The organism is Actinomycetospora endophytica, from assembly GCF_021026375.1.
Lineage (GTDB): Bacteria > Actinomycetota > Actinomycetes > Mycobacteriales > Pseudonocardiaceae > Actinomycetospora > Actinomycetospora endophytica.
In genome coordinates this window covers 1,343,446-1,357,756 of the sequence record NZ_JAJNDB010000001.1, presented here as the reverse complement: position 1 = coordinate 1,357,756, position 14,311 = coordinate 1,343,446, and the positions used below count along the sequence as shown (strand labels likewise).

Here is a 14,311-nt window from a genome sequence, read left to right as displayed (position 1 = left end):
GTTCAGTGATGCCCGTACGGTTCACCCGTCGCGTCGACGTCGGGGGACGACGGCGGACGATCACGACCACATCACGACCAGGACACCGACGGGAGGACGGCGCTCGGCTCTGTACCCGGACATCACGGGGACGGGGGACGACGCCACGACGACGAGGGGACGTACGGGATCGGCCCGTCGCTCCCCCTGCCATCGAGACGAAACGGCCCGATGACGCTTCTTGCCGAGAGACCTGCTGACGAGGTCGACGAGAACGAACTCGTCGTCGGTCGTCGCATCCAGGAGTTCTCGCAGCTGGCCGGCCCGATCCGCGAGCTGGACGGTGACGGCCACGACTACCGGGTGTCCTACCGCGGGGTCGACGCGGTGCACGGACGCGGACGCGTCTGGCGCTCGCTGGCCATCGCGGCGCTGAACTTCGTCTTCGAGGCGCTGTTCTTCACCTGGCTCCTCCACCCCGCGCACCGCCCCGCGGTCACCGGCCCCCCGATCGCGCAGTACGCGAACTGGGTCGTCATCGGCTCCATCGCCCTGATGGAGCTCCTGCGGCTGATCAACGTCTTCTCGCTGTCACTGGCCTCGGTGATCTCGCGCGACCCGGTCCCGGTCCCGCCCCAGCAGAACCAGCGCATCGCCTTCCTCACCACGATCGTCCCGAGCAAGGAGCCGATCGACGTCGTCCGCGGCACGCTGCAGGCGGCGCTGCAGATCCGCTACCAGGGGATCCTCGACGTCTGGCTCCTCGACGAGGGCGACGACCCGGCCGTCCGCGCGATGTGCCGCGAGCTCGGCGTCAACCACTTCACCCGTAAGGGCGTCGACGAGTACAACCGCAAGAAGGGCCCGTTCAAGGCGAAGACCAAGCACGGGAACTACAACGCGTGGGTCGCCGAGCACGGGGACTCGTACGAGATTTTCCTGTCGGTCGACCCCGATCACGTTCCGCTCCCGAACTACGCGGAGCGCATTCTCGGGTACTTCCGCGACCCGGACGTCTCATTCGTCGTCGGCCCGCAGTGCTACGCGAACGACGAGACGTTCGTGACCCGGGCCGCCGAGTCCCAGCAGTTCCCGTTCCACTCGCTGATCCAGCGGGCGGCGAACCGCTACAACGCGGCGATGCTGGTGGGCACGAACAACGCCATCCGCATCAGCGCCCTCAAGGGCATCGGCGGCCTGTCGGACTCGGTCACCGAGGACATGGCGACCGGCCTGAAGTTCCACGCGCGGCGGAACCCGGCGACCAAGGCACGCTGGAAGTCGGTGTACACGCCGGACGTCCTCGCGGTCGGCGAGGGCCCGTCGTCGTGGGGCGACTTCTTCTCCCAGCAGATGCGCTGGTCGCGCGGCACGTTCGAGGTGCTGCTCACCGAGTTCTGGCGGCGCCTGCCGCTGCTCTCGCCCGGTCGCGCGCTGCACTACTGCCTGATCACGACGTTCTACCCGTCGATGGCGATCGGCTGGATCCTCGGCGCGGTCAACGCGGTGCTCTTCCTCGCACTCGGCGTCCAGGGCGTCGTCGTGCCGGTGCAGCTCTGGCTGGCGCTCTACATCGACGCCACCGCGTTCCAGCTCTGGGTCTACCTGCGCAACCGGCGCTACAACGTCAGCCCCTACGAGGCCGAGGGATCCTCCGGCGTCAAGGGCATGCTGATGTCGATCTTCGCGTCGCCGATCTTCGCGGCCTCGCTGATCGCGACGCTGCTGCGGCTGCCGGCGAAGTTCGTCGTCACCCCGAAGGGCCTCTCCTCGAGCGCCGACCACATCCTGACCTTCCGCCGCCACCTGCAGTGGGGGCTGGTGCTGATCGCGGCGATCGTCACCTCGATCGTCATGGGCTACGCGAGCCCCGCGGTGCTGCTGTGGCCCGCGGTCGCGCTCCTGGCCTGTCTGGCGCCGCCCGCCCTGTGGATCGTGGAGCGGGTCGTCGGGCGCCAGCCGGTGATCACCGCCGAGCCGCGCACCTCCGGCGGTCGGACCGGCATCACGACCGAGTCCCTGCAGCGGGCGGCGCTCGACGCGATGATCGCCGAGGGCCCGGACTCGGCACCGTTCCGCTCCCCGCTGGCGGACGCGGACGCCCTGCCCGAGGGCTGGGTCCGCACCGGGGCCGGAAAGCCGGTCCCGGCCGGCGTCGCCGCCGCCAACGGGCACGGCCCGACGGGGGCGGTGCGGACCGCCGAGCCCGGCCGCCCCGACGGCCCGCCCCGCGGGCCGCACGACGCCGGTACGGGCGACCGCTACCGCGCGCTGCCCGACGGCTGGGTCCGCACCGGCGACGGCGGCCCGCAGACCGAGGTGCGCCGCCCCGGCGCGCCCAGCCCGGGTCCGCGGGCGAACAACGGCCTGCACCCGCGGCCGGTGCACGCGCACGGCGAGCACCGGCCCCACCCAGGTGCCCCCGGGACCCCGCCCGGTCCGTCGACGGCGATCACCGGGACCCCGGGTCCCACTCCGCCCGGCGCGGGACAGCCCGGGCCCGGGCAGCACCGGCCCGCCCAGCCCGGCGCGGGTCAGCCTGCCGCCGGTCAGCCGGCTCCGGGTCAGCCCGGCGCGGGTCAGCCCGGTCCGGCCCAGCCCGGTCCGGCCCAGCCCGGGGCGCGTCCGGCGGCGGCGGGCCCGTCGCCGACGAAGCGTCCGAGCCCGGCTCCCCGTCCGGGGACGCCGCCCCGGCCCCAGCCGGCGGGCCCCGTGCGCCAGACGCCCGCCGGGCCGCCGCCCGGACCCGCCGTCGAACGCCCCGCCGCCGAGGCGGGTCGTCCGTCGCCGGCGGAGCAGGCCGGCGATCCCGGCCGTCCGGTCGACGCCCCGCGCCCGGCCGACGCTCCGCGCCCGGCCGACGCCCCGCGCCCGGCCGCCGGACCCGGTCGCCCCGCCGAGGGCCAGCGGCCGTCGCCGGCAGCCCGCCCCGAGCAGCCGGGTCGTCCGGCCGAGAACGGGCGTCCGACCCCGCGTCCCGGTCCCCGGCCGCGTCCGGAGGCCGCACCGCAGCCGGGCCGGCCGGCCCAGGCCCCGGAGAGCCGTCCGGAACCGGCCGCTCCGACGGCCGCGGTCCACCGCAACGAGATCGCCCCGCCGGAGCGGCGCTCCCGGACGTCGTCGTCCGGTCGCCCCGCGGACGGCGCGGTGCCCGCGAACGGCACCGCCCCGGCGAACGGCACGGCGGCGGCGAAGGACGGCGAGCCCGCGAGCGGCACGGGAGCGGCCGCCGCCGACGGCGTCGCGCCGGCGAACGGCCCGGCGCCCGTCAACGGCGCAGCACCTGTGAACGGCGCAGCGCCCGTGAACGGCGCGGCGCCCGTGAACGGCGCAGCACCCGTCGCCGGGAACGGGGCGTTCTCCCCCGCCGCAGGCACGCCTGCTCCCACGGGACGCCCGACGCCGTCCCCGCGCCCGACCCCGGCACCCGCCGGCGAGACGGCGCGCCCGGCCGACGGCGATGCGCCGGACGCCCCGGAGGAGGAGCACGACGGGATGACCACCGCGGAGCGCTCGCTGCACGCGTCGACGGTCGCGGTCCGGGTCGTCGCGCTGGCGGCGGTCGCGCCCGCGGTCGCGGCGGGGCGCAGCGACGCGGCCCGTCGCGCGCGGCAGCCGGAGCAGACCGAGGCGAGCTGACGCACGGTGGATCGGGTGACGGAGTGATCCGTCCCGCCCGCCCGTGCGAACGCTCCAGGAGTCGCCGGGAACCCCGGTCGGCCCGTGAGAACCCGGTGAGAACCGGGGTGCGAACGGGTCACATCGGGCGGGATGCGACTCTTACCAGCGACGAGACCGGTCCCGTCGGGAACGGTCGCGAGGGACACCGGGGGTGGCTCGGAAGGATGTCGGCACGACGGAGGCGGATCGCCTCGGCGGCGCTCGCCGCGATGGCGGCGCTGACACTGGCCGGATGCTCGGGTGGTTCGTCCGACCAGCAGGGTCAGGCACCCGCGACGGTCGTGCCGCCCGCGGCGTCGGAGTTCTGGGTGGACCCGGCCTCGACGGCGGCCAAGCAGGTCGAGCAGTGGCGCCAGGACGGTCGGACCGCGGACGCGACGGAGCTGGAGAAGATCGCCCGCCAGCCGGTCGCGCACTGGATCGGCAGCGAGGGCAACACGACCGACGAGACCAAGGGCATCGTCTCCCAGGCCAAGGCCGCGGGACGGACGCCGGTCCTGGTCGCCTACAACATCCCGAACCGCGACTGCGGCCAGTACTCCTCGGGCGGTGCCCAGGACGACGACCAGTACCGCTCGTTCGTCGGGCAGATGGCCGCCGGGATCGGCGGCACCAAGTCCGTCGTCATCCTCGAGCCGGACGCGCTCGCGCAGACGCTGTCGAAGTGCGAGGGCGAGCAGGGCGGCCGGGAGGCGCTGCTCTCCGGTGCGGTGAAGACGCTGAAGGGTGCGGGCGCCGAGGTCTACATCGACGCCGGCAACCCCGGCTTCGTCCAGGACACGGGTCAGCTCGCGGACGGCCTGCGGAAGTCCGGGATCGACCAGGCGGCCGGGTTCGCGCTGAACGTGTCGAACTTCCAGACGAACGACGCCGTCACCAGCTACGGCAAGAAGGTCTCCGACCAGATCGGCGGCAAGAAGTTCGTCATCGACACCAGCCGGAACGGCAACGGGTCCTACAGCGGGCCCGAGCAGCCGACCTGGTGCAACCCGCCGGGGCGCGCGCTGGGGACCCCGCCGACCCGCAAGACGAGTGACCCCCGGGTCGCGGCGTACCTCTGGATCAAGGAGCCGGGCGACTCCGACGGCGACTGCCGCGGCTCGCCCAGCGCCGGGCAGTTCATGCCCGACTACGCGCTCGGGCTGGCGAAGGCCGCGAAGAGCTCCTGACCCGCACGAGAGGAACCCCCGGTCGCACCGCGGCCGGGGGTTCCCTCGTGTCGGGGGTCGCTCAGCTCAGGTCCGGTACGCGTGCACCACGGCGGCCATGTCGTCCTCGCCGTGCCCGGCCGCGCTCGCGGCCGCGAGGCGGTCAGCGATCGCGTCGGCCAGCGTGGGGTCAGTGCCCGCCTCGGTCATGGCGTCGCGGATGAGGGCGGTGTCCTTGATGACGCCGTCGAGCTCGAACGAGGGCGTGTAGTCGCCGTCGAGCATCGCCTTGCCCTTGAGCTGGACGTACGGCGAGTCGACGGCCTGCCCGGAGATCGCGTCGAGGAACCGCTGCGCGTCCAGGCCCAGCCCGCGGGCCAGGGCCACCGACTGCGCCGTGCCGTTGACCATCGCCCCGATCCAGGCGTTCACCGCGAGCTTGAGCTTGCTGGCGTCACCGAGCGTCCCGCTCACCCACTGGGTCCGGGCGCCCATCGCGTCGAACGCCGGCTGCACCCGATCCTGCAGCGCGGCCGGGCCGGACGCGAGGATGACGAGCTTCCCGTTCTCGGCCGGCGCCTTCGTGCCGAGCACCGGTGCGTCGAGCACGTCGATCCCGTGCTCCGCGGCGAACGCCTCGACGCGGCGGGTCCCCTCGACGCCGACCGTGCTGGCCTGCATCCACACCGCGCCCTCGGGCCACGACCCGACGGCGTCGGCCATCACCGACAGCACCGGCTCGACGTCGAACAGCATCGTCACGACGACGTCCGCGCCGGCCACCGCCTCGGCGGCGGTGGCGGCCACCCTCGCGCCGTCGTCGGCCAGCGGCTTCGCCTTCTCGGGGCTGCGGTTCCAGACGGTGGTGTCGATCCCCTCGCGGAGCAGGCTGCGCGCCATCCCCGCGCCCATGATCCCGGTGCCGAGCACCGCTACTGAAGTCATGCCGACCGGTTACCCCTGCCGCCCCATCGTGAAGAACTCCGCATTCGGACGGAGAGCGGTCAGGTGCGCGAGGCGGTTGGACATCGCGAACAGTGCGGTGATGGCCCCGACGTCCCAGATCTCGTCCTCCGACAGGCCCGCCTCGCGCGCGGCGTCGATGTCGTCGTCGGTGAAGGACGCGGAGTCGACGGCGAGGGCCAGGGCGAGGTCGACGATCGCGCGGTGCCGGCCGGTCAGCTCGGCGCTGTACGGGTTGGTGCCGACGTGGTCGGCCAGCTCCGGGTCCTTGCTGCGGACCCGCAGGATCGCCCCGTGGGCGACGATGCAGTAGGTGCAGTGGTTCGCCCCGGAGGTCGCGACGACGACGAGCTCGCGCTCGGCCTTGGACAGTCCGGGAGCCTCCCGCGAAGCCTGCGGAGCCGGGTCCGTCGGGGCAGGGTCCATCAGCGCGTCGTGGTAGTCGAGGAACGCCCGCAGCTCGCGCGGGCGCCGTCCGAGGGCGCGGAAGATGTTCGGGACGAAGCCGGACTTCTCGGCGATCGCGCCGACCCGCTCGCGCAGGTCGTCCGGGAGGTCCTCGGGCTCGACGACGCCGAAACGGCTCACATCGCTCATGGCCCGACCGTAGTGCGGATCAGCCCGGCGTACGGAACGCGACGTGGCAGCGCTGCTCGGTCACCGTCTTGATGTGGGCGACGGCGGGCTGGGACTGCTGTTGGAGCTTCGCCAGCTCGTCGCGGTCGATCTTCTTCGGGTCCCCGCCGGTGCCGGCGAGCGAGCCCAGCGCCTGCTCGGTGAGGCGCTGGACGGTCTTCCAGTCGTTCGTGAGCTCCGCCGGGGCGGCGGCGACGAGCTCGCCGACCTGCTGGCGCGCGGCGTCGCTGGCCTTCTGGACGCCGCCCTGGCCCGCCTGGGGCGAGGCCTGCTCGGCCTGCACGCGGGCGACGGTGTCGCAGTAGCCCTTGTCGGCCGCGGCGACCGTCGGGGTGGGCGCGGCGGGAGCCGAGGACGACGGCGCCGGGGCGGCGGTGCCCCCGCCACCGCAGCCCGCGAGCAGCAGCCCGCCGGCGAGCGCGAGGCTCACGCACGTCGCAGCCCGGCGTCGCGCCGGGCCGGTGGCCGTCGCTGCGGTGCTCGTCCCCATCGCCGGTCGTTCCCTCCTCGCCCGCCCTCACGTCCGGGGCACGATGCTGGCACCCCGCCCGCCGGGCGCCCGGAGCGGGTCGTCGGCGTTCGCTGGTCGCGCCAGAGGTGACGCCGAGCGGACAGACCTCCCGCTGCGGGACCCGTCGTGTCACAGTGAGCGACATGCACGTGACCGACGAACACCGGGCGATCGTCCGACGGTGGTGTGCGGATCGCGTGCCCGAGTCGCAACGCGACACTGTGCAGATCTCCTACACGGAGCGGGCGGGTCGCATCACGCTCTCCTGCCGACGCGCCCCCGTGTTCCCCGAGCTCGCGACGGAGTGGTCCACCGCCCCGATCGCGCAGCTGCGCTACGACGCGCCCGATCAGCAGTGGGTGCTGCTCTGGCCCGACTCCGGCGGCCGGTGGCACCGCTACCCGGACGAGACCAAGGCCGCGTCGCCCGCTCCGCTGCTCGACATCGTCGACGCGGACCCGACGGGCATCTTCTGGGGATGACCGGAGCGGACCCGTCCCAGCCCGACCCCGCCACCATCGCCGAGCGGATCGCCGCGTTCTCGGCCGGCCAGCGTCGGGAGGTCGACCCCGACGATCTCCCGCCCGTCCGCGGCCGGGACGGCGAGCCGCGCCCGCCCCGGCGAGCCGCGGTCGCCGTCGTCGTGCTCTCCGATCCCGTCCGGGGCGCGGGCGTCCTGCTCACCCGGAGGACCTCGCGGCTGCGCGACCACCCCGGCCAGTTCGCCCTCCCCGGCGGCTCCGTGGACCCCGGGGAGGACACCGTCACGGCCGCCCGGCGGGAGCTGGACGAGGAGCTGGGGCTCGCGCTCGGCGAGGACCGCGTCGTGGGGTGCCTCGACGACTACCCGACACGCTCGGGCTTCGTGATCACCCCGGTCGTCATGACGGTGGACGCGCCCCTGGACTCGCTGGCGCCGTCGCCGGACGAGGTGGCGCGGGTCTTCCACGTGACGCTCGGCGAGCTCGACGTCGAGCCCTACTACCTCGAGATCCCGGAGTCGGACCGGCCGGTGGTGCAGCTGCCGATCGTGGGCCACCGGGTGCATGCGCCGACCGCGGCGGTCCTGCTCCAGTTCCGCGAGGTCGCGCTGCGCGATCGGCCCACCCGGGTCGACGGTCTGGAGCAACCGGTCTTCGCCTGGCGCTGACGGACCCCATCGTGATCGGCATCTGGACCGTTAACGACCCGTGACGAGCGCCCCGATCCGATGCGGGTGCACAGGTGGTCGTGGTTGTCTGATAAGGCACCCTGACGAAGGAAGTGTGACCACACGTGTGCGGAATCGTCGCTGCTTACGGTGACATCGACCCGGACAAGTGCGAGCGGATGCTCGCGCGCATCAACCACCGCGGACCCGACGACTCGGGCCGGATCCAGCTCGAGACGGCGTGGCTCGGCCACCAGCGCCTCTCGATCATGGACGTGACCGGCGGCAAGCAGCCGATCGCGGACGAGACGGAGTCGGCCTACGTCGTCGGCAACGGCGAGATCTACAACCACGAGGACATCCGCGACACGCTCTCCGAGGTCCGCTTCGCGACCGACTCGGACACCGAGTCGGCGTTCCGCCTGGTGCTCCGCGACGGGTCCGCGGCGCTCTACGAGGTCCGCGGCATGTTCGCGCTCGCGATGGCCCACACCGACGGTCACGGCGTCGTCGCGCGCGACCCCATCGGCATCAAGCCGCTGTACTGGGCACGCCTGGGGAACGTCACCCTCTTCGCCAGCGAGCTGCGCGCCTTCGACGAGGAGGACCAGCCGAAGGTCGAGGCCTTCCCGCCCGGCTACGTCTGGAGCCCGGGTCTGCCCGGCACCGATGTCGCCGAGGGCACGATGGTGCGCTTCGCCGACGCCGTGCCGGTGCAGGTCCGCCCGGCGCGCTACGCCCCGGACAAGTCCTGGGACGAGGCCGTGCTCTCGCAGGTCCGGATGGTGCTGTCCGACTCGGTGCGCCGCCACATGATGAGCGACGTCCCCGTCGGGGTCTTCCTCTCCGGCGGGCTCGACTCCGCGATCGTCGCGGCGGTGGCGGCGAAGGTCGCCGACGCCAAGGGCGAGCGGCTCCCGACGTTCGCCGTCGGGACCGAGGGCAGCGCCGACCTGCTCGCCGCGCGGGCGGTCGCCGAGTACCTCGGCACCGACCACCACGAGATCATCCCGACGGCGGAGGACCTCGAGGAGGCCCTCGACGAGGCCGTCACGGTCATCGAGCACTTCGACCCGGCCCTGGTGCGCTCCGCGGTGCCGAACCTGCTGCTGGCCCGTGAGGCCGTCAAGCACGTCAAGGTCGTGCTCACCGGGGAGGGCGCCGACGAGCTGTTCGCCGGCTACTCCTACGTGCACGAGGACCCGGCCTTCGCGACGCCGGACGCCCTGCAGGCCGAGCTCGTCCGCTCGATCGAGACGCTGCACGAGCTCAACCTGCAGCGCTGCGACCGCACCACCATGAACTACGGCCTCGAGGCGCGCGTGCCGTTCCTCGACGCCACGGTGATGGAGGAGATGCTCGCGCTGCCCGCCGAGTGGAAGCTCATGGGTGAGGGCCGCACCGAGAAGCAGCTGCTGCGCGAGGCCTTCCAGGACATGGTCCTCGACGACATCCTCTGGCGCGGCAAGGAGCAGTTCGGGGACGGGTCGGGCGCCGGCGAGGTGCTCGCCGAGCTCGTCGAGAAGGAGAAGGCCAAGGAGGGTGCGCAGGGGGCCGAGGCACCCGCCGTCGAGAACGGCTGGGACCTGCGCAGCGACGAGGAGATCGCCTACTACCGGACCTGGTTCCGGACGTTCTCGGGCGTGAAGCCGAACCGGACACTCGGAGCGTTCGCTACCGCGTAGCGCGTGCGTGCCCTATCGGCGTGCTGTGTCGCTGTCGCGTCAGAACACGGAAACGCACGCACGGCTGCGGCCCACGTCATGGTTGACGCTTCGACGGTCCGGGGTAGTCCGTCGGTATGAGCAACAACGTTCCCGGCGTGAAGCTGAACAGCGGAGCCACCATCCCGCAGCTCGGATTCGGCGTGTTCCAGATCGACCGGCAGGACACGGCGAAGACCGTGCAGACCGCGCTGGAGATCGGCTACCGCCACATCGACACCGCGCAGATGTACGGCAACGAGGCGGAGGTCGGCGAGGCCATCGCGAACTCGGGCCTGCGCCGCGACGACCTCTTCGTCACGACGAAGTGCAACAACGCCAACCACGGCTACGACGACGCGCAGCGCGCCCTCGACGAGAGCCTCACCAAGCTCGGCCTCGACTACGTGGACCTCTACCTCGTCCACTGGCCGCTGCCGGGCAAGGACCTCTACGTCGAGACGTGGAAGGGCTTCGAGCAGGCCGCGAAGGACGGGAAGTCCCGCTCCATCGGCGTCTCGAACTTCAAGGCCCACCACCTCGACCGGCTCGCCCAGGAGACCTCCACGGTCCCCGCGGTGAACCAGATCGAGATCCACCCGCACATGCAGCAGCAGGAGATGCGGGAGCAGGACGAGCGCCGCGGCATCGCGACCGAGGCCTGGAGCCCGATCGGCCAGGGCAAGGGCGTGCTCGACGAGCCCGTGCTCGGCAAGATCGCCGCGGCGCACGGGAAGAGCGCCGCCCAGGTGACGCTGCGCTGGCACGTGCAGCTCGGCAACATCGTCTTCCCGAAGTCGGTGACCACCGAGCGCATCCGCGAGAACTTCGAGATCTTCGACTTCTCGCTGACCGCCGACGAGATGTCCGCCGTCGCCGGGCTGGAGAAGGGTCAGCGGGTCGGGCCCGACCCCGACACGTTCGACCGCTGAGTTCCACCGACCACCCCGGTCGCGCGCTCCGTCGACCGGGAGCATGAGCGGCCCGGGCGCCGACGTGATGATCACGTCGTCGTCCGGGCCGTGCCATGTGGCTGGGTTGTCAGCGATGCGGCACAGCTGACACTGGACGTCAGCAACTCCACATCCTCGGGAGGACCGTGTGCCCTTCTCGGACGAGCTCCGTGCGGCGAACGCCGAGGCCTGGGACGCCGCCGTCGGGCACCGGTTCGTCGACGAGCTGTGGGCGGGCACCGTCGACGACGCGGTCCTGGCCCGCTACCTCACCCAGGACCTGCAGTTCCTCGACGGTTTCGTGGCGCTGCTGGGGGCGGCGGTCGCGAGTGCCGATCTCCCGGAGCCGCGCCTGGTCCTGGCGCGCCAGCTCGGGCTGATCGCCGGCGACGAGGACGACTACTTCACCCGGGCGCTGGACCGGCTCGAGGTGAGCGCTCCCGACCGCCGGTCGCCCGAGCTCCTCCCGCCCACCCGCGGATTCCTCGAGCTCATGGACGGCGCGCGGCGCTCCGCGGACTACGGCGCCATCCTGGCGGTGCTGCTCGTCGCGGAGTGGCTCTACGCCGACTGGGCCGCCCGTGACGCCCCCTCTCCCGCCGACCGGATCCACGCCGAGTGGATCGACTTCCACCGCGGCCCCGCGTTCACGACGTGGGTGGCGGCGCTGCGGGCGGAGCTCGACCGGGTCGGCGACGGCGCCGGACACGGCGGGCGGGCGCGGATGGCGGCGGTGTTCGGGCGGGCCGTCGAGCTGGAGCGTGCCTTCTTCGACGCGGCGTACGGCTGAACTCGCGCTTCTGACGCCCGGCCACCTCGCGCGCCATGATCACCGGAACGAGGAGATTCTGAGGTCCTCGCGCACAGATCCTCCTCATCCCGGTGATCTTGGTCGGGCGAACCGGTCATGATCGCCCGGCTGCCGAGGCCCGGCGGTCCGTAGGCTCCGGAGGACCGCCGTCGACGACGACCGCCGGAGGATTCCCCGCGTGACGACGCCCCCGCCGTCCCACGAGCCCTGGTGGCGCGACGCCGTCATCTACCAGGTCTACATCCGCAGCTTCGCCGACTCCGACGGCGACGGGATCGGCGACCTGGCCGGGCTCGCGGAACGTCTCGGCTACCTGAGCGACCTCGGCGTCGACGCCCTCTGGATCAACCCCTGGTACGCGTCACCGCAGGTCGACGCCGGGTACGACGTCGCCGACTACCGCGCGATCGAGCCCGCCTACGGCAACGTCGCCGACGCCGAGAAGCTCATCGAGGCGGCCCACGAGCACGGGCTGCGGGTGATCCCCGACCTCGTCCCGAACCACCTGTCCTCGGAGCACGCGTGGTTCCGCGCCGCGCTCGCCGCCGGGCCGGGCTCGCCCGAGCGCGACCGCTTCGTGTTCCGCCCCGGCCGCGGTCCCGACGGCGACGAGCCGCCGACGAACTGGCGCGCGCACTTCGGCGGCCCGGCATGGACCCGGGTCCCCGACGGCGAGTGGTACCTGCACCTGTTCGACCCCGGCCAGCCGGACGTGAACTGGGGCAATGCCGAGGTCCGTGCCGAGTTCCGCGACGTGCTGCGCTTCTGGTTCGACCGGGGCGTCGACGGGTTCCGCGTCGACGTCGCGCACGGGCTGGTCAAGGACCCCGCCCTCCCGGACCTCGCCGACCCCTCCGACCTCACCGGCGCCTCGCTCGGCCCGGGCCGGCACCCCTTCGCCGACCGCGACGCGGTGCAGGAGATCTACGAGTCCTGGCGCCGGGTCGCGGACCAGTACCCGGGCAGCCGGATGTTCGTCGCGGAGGCCTGGGTGCCGAGCCCCGAGCGCCTCGCCCGCTACGTCGCGCCCGGCCGGCTGCACACCGCGTTCAACTTCGACTTCCTGCTCGCGCCCTGGGACCCGACGGCGCTGCGGGACGCGGTCGACGTCACCACCGGATACCTGCACGCCGTCGGCGCGCCCGCGACGTGGGTGCTCGAGAACCACGACGTCGTCCGCGCCCCGAGCCGCTACGGGTGCCGTTCCGACGGCACCGTCGACGTCGCGCTCGGCGTCCGGCGGGGCCGCGCGGCGCTGCTGCTCACGGCCGCGCTGCCCGGCGGGATGTACGTCTACCAGGGGCAGGAGCTCGGGCTGCCGCAGGTCGACGACATTCCCGACGACGCGCTGCGCGACCCCACCTGGGAACGCTCCGGCCACACCGAGCGGGGTCGCGACGGGTGCCGCGTGCCGCTGCCGTGGACGGCCGCCGGGTCGTCGTTCGGGTTCGGTCCCGACGGTGGGGCTGGCCCGTGGCTGCCGCAGCCGGACTGGTTCGGCCGCTGGGCGGTGGACGTCGAGTCGGGCGACGCCGGGTCGACGCTGGAACTGGTGCGCGGCGCGCTCGAGCGTCGGCGATCGCTCCCGGCGCTGGGCGAGGGCACGCTGACGTGGCTGTCCGCGCCCGGGGACGAGGTGCTCGTGTTCCGCCGCGATCCCGGGTTCGTGTGCATGGTCAACCGGTCGGGCGCGGCGGTGGCGCTCCCGGCGCACGACGAGGTGCTGCTCACCAGCGGGCCGCTCGCCGACGGGCTCGTCCCGCCGGATACGGCGGTCTGGGTCGGCGTGGGCTGAGTCCGGATTCCGGCGAGGGGCGCCCACGGCCCGTCTATTCGACTGAAGGTGCCCTTCGCTCAGAACGAGGCGGGGGTGGACGGGCGGGGGCGGCGGCGGGCGGCTCAGAGGGACGCGACGGCGACCAGCGGGACGACGGCGGCGGCGACCGCGGCGAGCCCGACGACCATCCCGGTCACCGCCACGCCCCGACCCCGCCGCTGGCGCCCGGTCCCGAGACCCGCGCACGCCGTCGCGAGCAGCCCGAGGGCGAGCAGACCGGCGAGCGCCAGCGGGGACGCGCCGATCCGGCCGACGACGGGGACGACGACGTCCGGCGCGGCCGCGGCGACCACGGCGCCGAGCAGGGCCAGCACCCCGAGGACGAGCCCGATCACCCCGGGCGCGCGGCCGGTGCTCGGGCCGTCCGGCACGGCGGCGCGGCCGCGGCGGGTCGGGCCGGCGACCAGGTCCGTGACCGCGTCGTCATCGGCATCGGAGGACGGCGCAGCGGAGGACGGCGCCGGGGACGACAGCGAGACCGAGGACGGAGAGGCGGCCGGCTGCGTGGCGGGCGCCGACCGTGCCGCGGGCGCGCCGGCGGATGCCTGGCGCGGCGACGGAGCCGGAGCCGGAGCCGACGCGCTCGGGACCACCGCCGGCCGGGGCGCCGAGGCCGGCCGCGACGCGGCGACCTGCGCCGCCTCGACCCGCTCCAGCGCCCCGGGGGCGGTCCGCCGCGCGACGGTCCGCGACTGCCGGGCGACCACGTCGTGCCGGGACGGGGCGCCCGACGCGGCGGGGCCCGCGCCGGCCCCCGCCGCGCCGGCGAGGTCCGGGGCCGACAGCTCCCCGGTGTCCGGCGTGCGGTGCCTGCCCCTCGACGGCACCGCACCGCCCTCGGCCTCCGCCGGGCCGCCGTCGCGCGCCACCTGCATGGCGACCCGACCGGGCTGCTGACGGGGCGTCGGGGTGGGGCGGGGCATGCACGGACTCCCGGGG

General features: G+C 73.9%; 12 protein-coding genes. 8 read left to right on the top strand and 4 right to left on the bottom strand.

All coding sequences use genetic code 11. The features are described 5' to 3' along the window. Window positions 1–210: 210 nt before the first annotated feature. Window positions 211–3,618, top strand: coding sequence for a glycosyltransferase family 2 protein (locus tag LQ327_RS33695; protein ID WP_269069160.1), 3,408 nt, complete (start codon window positions 211–213; stop codon window positions 3,616–3,618). Window positions 3,619–3,824: 206 nt separating this feature from the next. Further along, the gene (locus LQ327_RS06575) at window positions 3,825–4,829 is read left to right on the top strand and encodes a glycoside hydrolase family 6 protein (protein ID WP_230730708.1); all 1,005 of its coding nucleotides are present in this window, start codon (window positions 3,825–3,827) and stop codon (window positions 4,827–4,829) included. A 66-nt stretch (window positions 4,830–4,895) separates the two neighbouring features. Here the strand turns inward: LQ327_RS06575 and LQ327_RS06570 are convergent, their stop codons facing one another. From LQ327_RS06570 to LQ327_RS06560, 3 genes are read right to left on the bottom strand one after another with little or no spacing between them, the layout of a single operon-like run. Further along, window positions 4,896–5,753 carry an NAD(P)-dependent oxidoreductase gene (locus tag LQ327_RS06570; RefSeq protein ID WP_230730707.1) on the bottom strand — a complete coding sequence of 286 codons (858 nt, stop codon included), beginning with the start codon at window positions 5,751–5,753 and terminating at the stop codon, window positions 4,896–4,898. Between the two features lie 9 nt (window positions 5,754–5,762). Further along, a complete protein-coding gene (locus tag LQ327_RS06565; protein ID WP_230730706.1) occupies window positions 5,763–6,368 on the bottom strand; it encodes a peroxidase-related enzyme in 606 nt (201 codons plus the stop codon). 19 nt (window positions 6,369–6,387) lie between these two features. After that, the gene (locus tag LQ327_RS06560; protein WP_230730705.1) at window positions 6,388–6,897 is read right to left on the bottom strand and encodes a hypothetical protein; all 510 of its coding nucleotides are present in this window, start codon (window positions 6,895–6,897) and stop codon (window positions 6,388–6,390) included. Between the two features lie 218 nt (window positions 6,898–7,115). Here LQ327_RS06560 and LQ327_RS06555 point away from each other — a divergent pair, with 218 nt between their 5' ends. From LQ327_RS06555 to LQ327_RS06530, 6 genes are all read left to right on the top strand, one after another. Further along, a complete protein-coding gene (locus LQ327_RS06555) occupies window positions 7,116–7,400 on the top strand; it encodes a DUF3024 domain-containing protein (protein WP_230730704.1) in 285 nt (94 codons plus the stop codon). Further along, a complete protein-coding gene (locus LQ327_RS06550) occupies window positions 7,397–8,068 on the top strand; it encodes an NUDIX hydrolase (RefSeq protein WP_230730703.1) in 672 nt (223 codons plus the stop codon). Before LQ327_RS06555 ends, LQ327_RS06550 begins: the two co-directional genes overlap by 4 nt. A 125-nt stretch (window positions 8,069–8,193) precedes the next feature. Next, window positions 8,194–9,753, top strand: a complete 1,560-nt coding sequence (gene asnB, locus LQ327_RS06545; protein ID WP_308286259.1) for an asparagine synthase (glutamine-hydrolyzing) — start codon at window positions 8,194–8,196, stop codon at window positions 9,751–9,753. A gap of 116 nt (window positions 9,754–9,869) precedes the next feature. Beyond that, window positions 9,870–10,703, top strand: coding sequence for an aldo/keto reductase (locus tag LQ327_RS06540; RefSeq protein WP_230730702.1), 834 nt, complete (start codon window positions 9,870–9,872; stop codon window positions 10,701–10,703). A gap of 169 nt (window positions 10,704–10,872) precedes the next feature. Then, on the top strand, window positions 10,873–11,514 hold the full coding sequence (locus tag LQ327_RS06535) for a TenA family protein (RefSeq protein ID WP_230730701.1): 642 nt from the start codon (window positions 10,873–10,875) through the stop codon (window positions 11,512–11,514). A gap of 199 nt (window positions 11,515–11,713) precedes the next feature. After that, window positions 11,714–13,330 (top strand): glycoside hydrolase family 13 protein, encoded by a 1,617-nt coding sequence (locus LQ327_RS06530; protein WP_230730700.1) that lies wholly within the window; start codon window positions 11,714–11,716, stop codon window positions 13,328–13,330. Window positions 13,331–13,434: 104 nt separating this feature from the next. On the opposite strand, the gene LQ327_RS06525 is transcribed toward LQ327_RS06530, so the two are convergent. Further along, window positions 13,435–14,295, bottom strand: a complete 861-nt coding sequence (locus LQ327_RS06525) for a hypothetical protein (protein WP_230730699.1) — start codon at window positions 14,293–14,295, stop codon at window positions 13,435–13,437. Window positions 14,296–14,311 lie beyond the last annotated feature (16 nt).

Excerpts from the sequence above, each read along its gene's own strand:
- LQ327_RS33695 (WP_269069160.1), top strand. The coding sequence starts at position 211 with ATGACGCTTCTTGCCGAGAGACCTGCTGACGAGGTCGACGAGAACGAA.
- LQ327_RS06575 (WP_230730708.1), top strand. The coding sequence starts at position 3,825 with ATGTCGGCACGACGGAGGCGGATCGCCTCGGCGGCGCTCGCCGCGATG.
- LQ327_RS06570 (WP_230730707.1), bottom strand. The coding sequence starts at position 5,753 with ATGACTTCAGTAGCGGTGCTCGGCACCGGGATCATGGGCGCGGGGATG.
- LQ327_RS06565 (WP_230730706.1), bottom strand. The coding sequence starts at position 6,368 with ATGAGCGATGTGAGCCGTTTCGGCGTCGTCGAGCCCGAGGACCTCCCG.
- LQ327_RS06560 (WP_230730705.1), bottom strand. The coding sequence starts at position 6,897 with ATGGGGACGAGCACCGCAGCGACGGCCACCGGCCCGGCGCGACGCCGG.
- LQ327_RS06550 (WP_230730703.1), top strand. The coding sequence starts at position 7,397 with ATGACCGGAGCGGACCCGTCCCAGCCCGACCCCGCCACCATCGCCGAG.
- LQ327_RS06540 (WP_230730702.1), top strand. The coding sequence starts at position 9,870 with ATGAGCAACAACGTTCCCGGCGTGAAGCTGAACAGCGGAGCCACCATC.
- LQ327_RS06525 (WP_230730699.1), bottom strand. The coding sequence starts at position 14,295 with ATGCCCCGCCCCACCCCGACGCCCCGTCAGCAGCCCGGTCGGGTCGCC.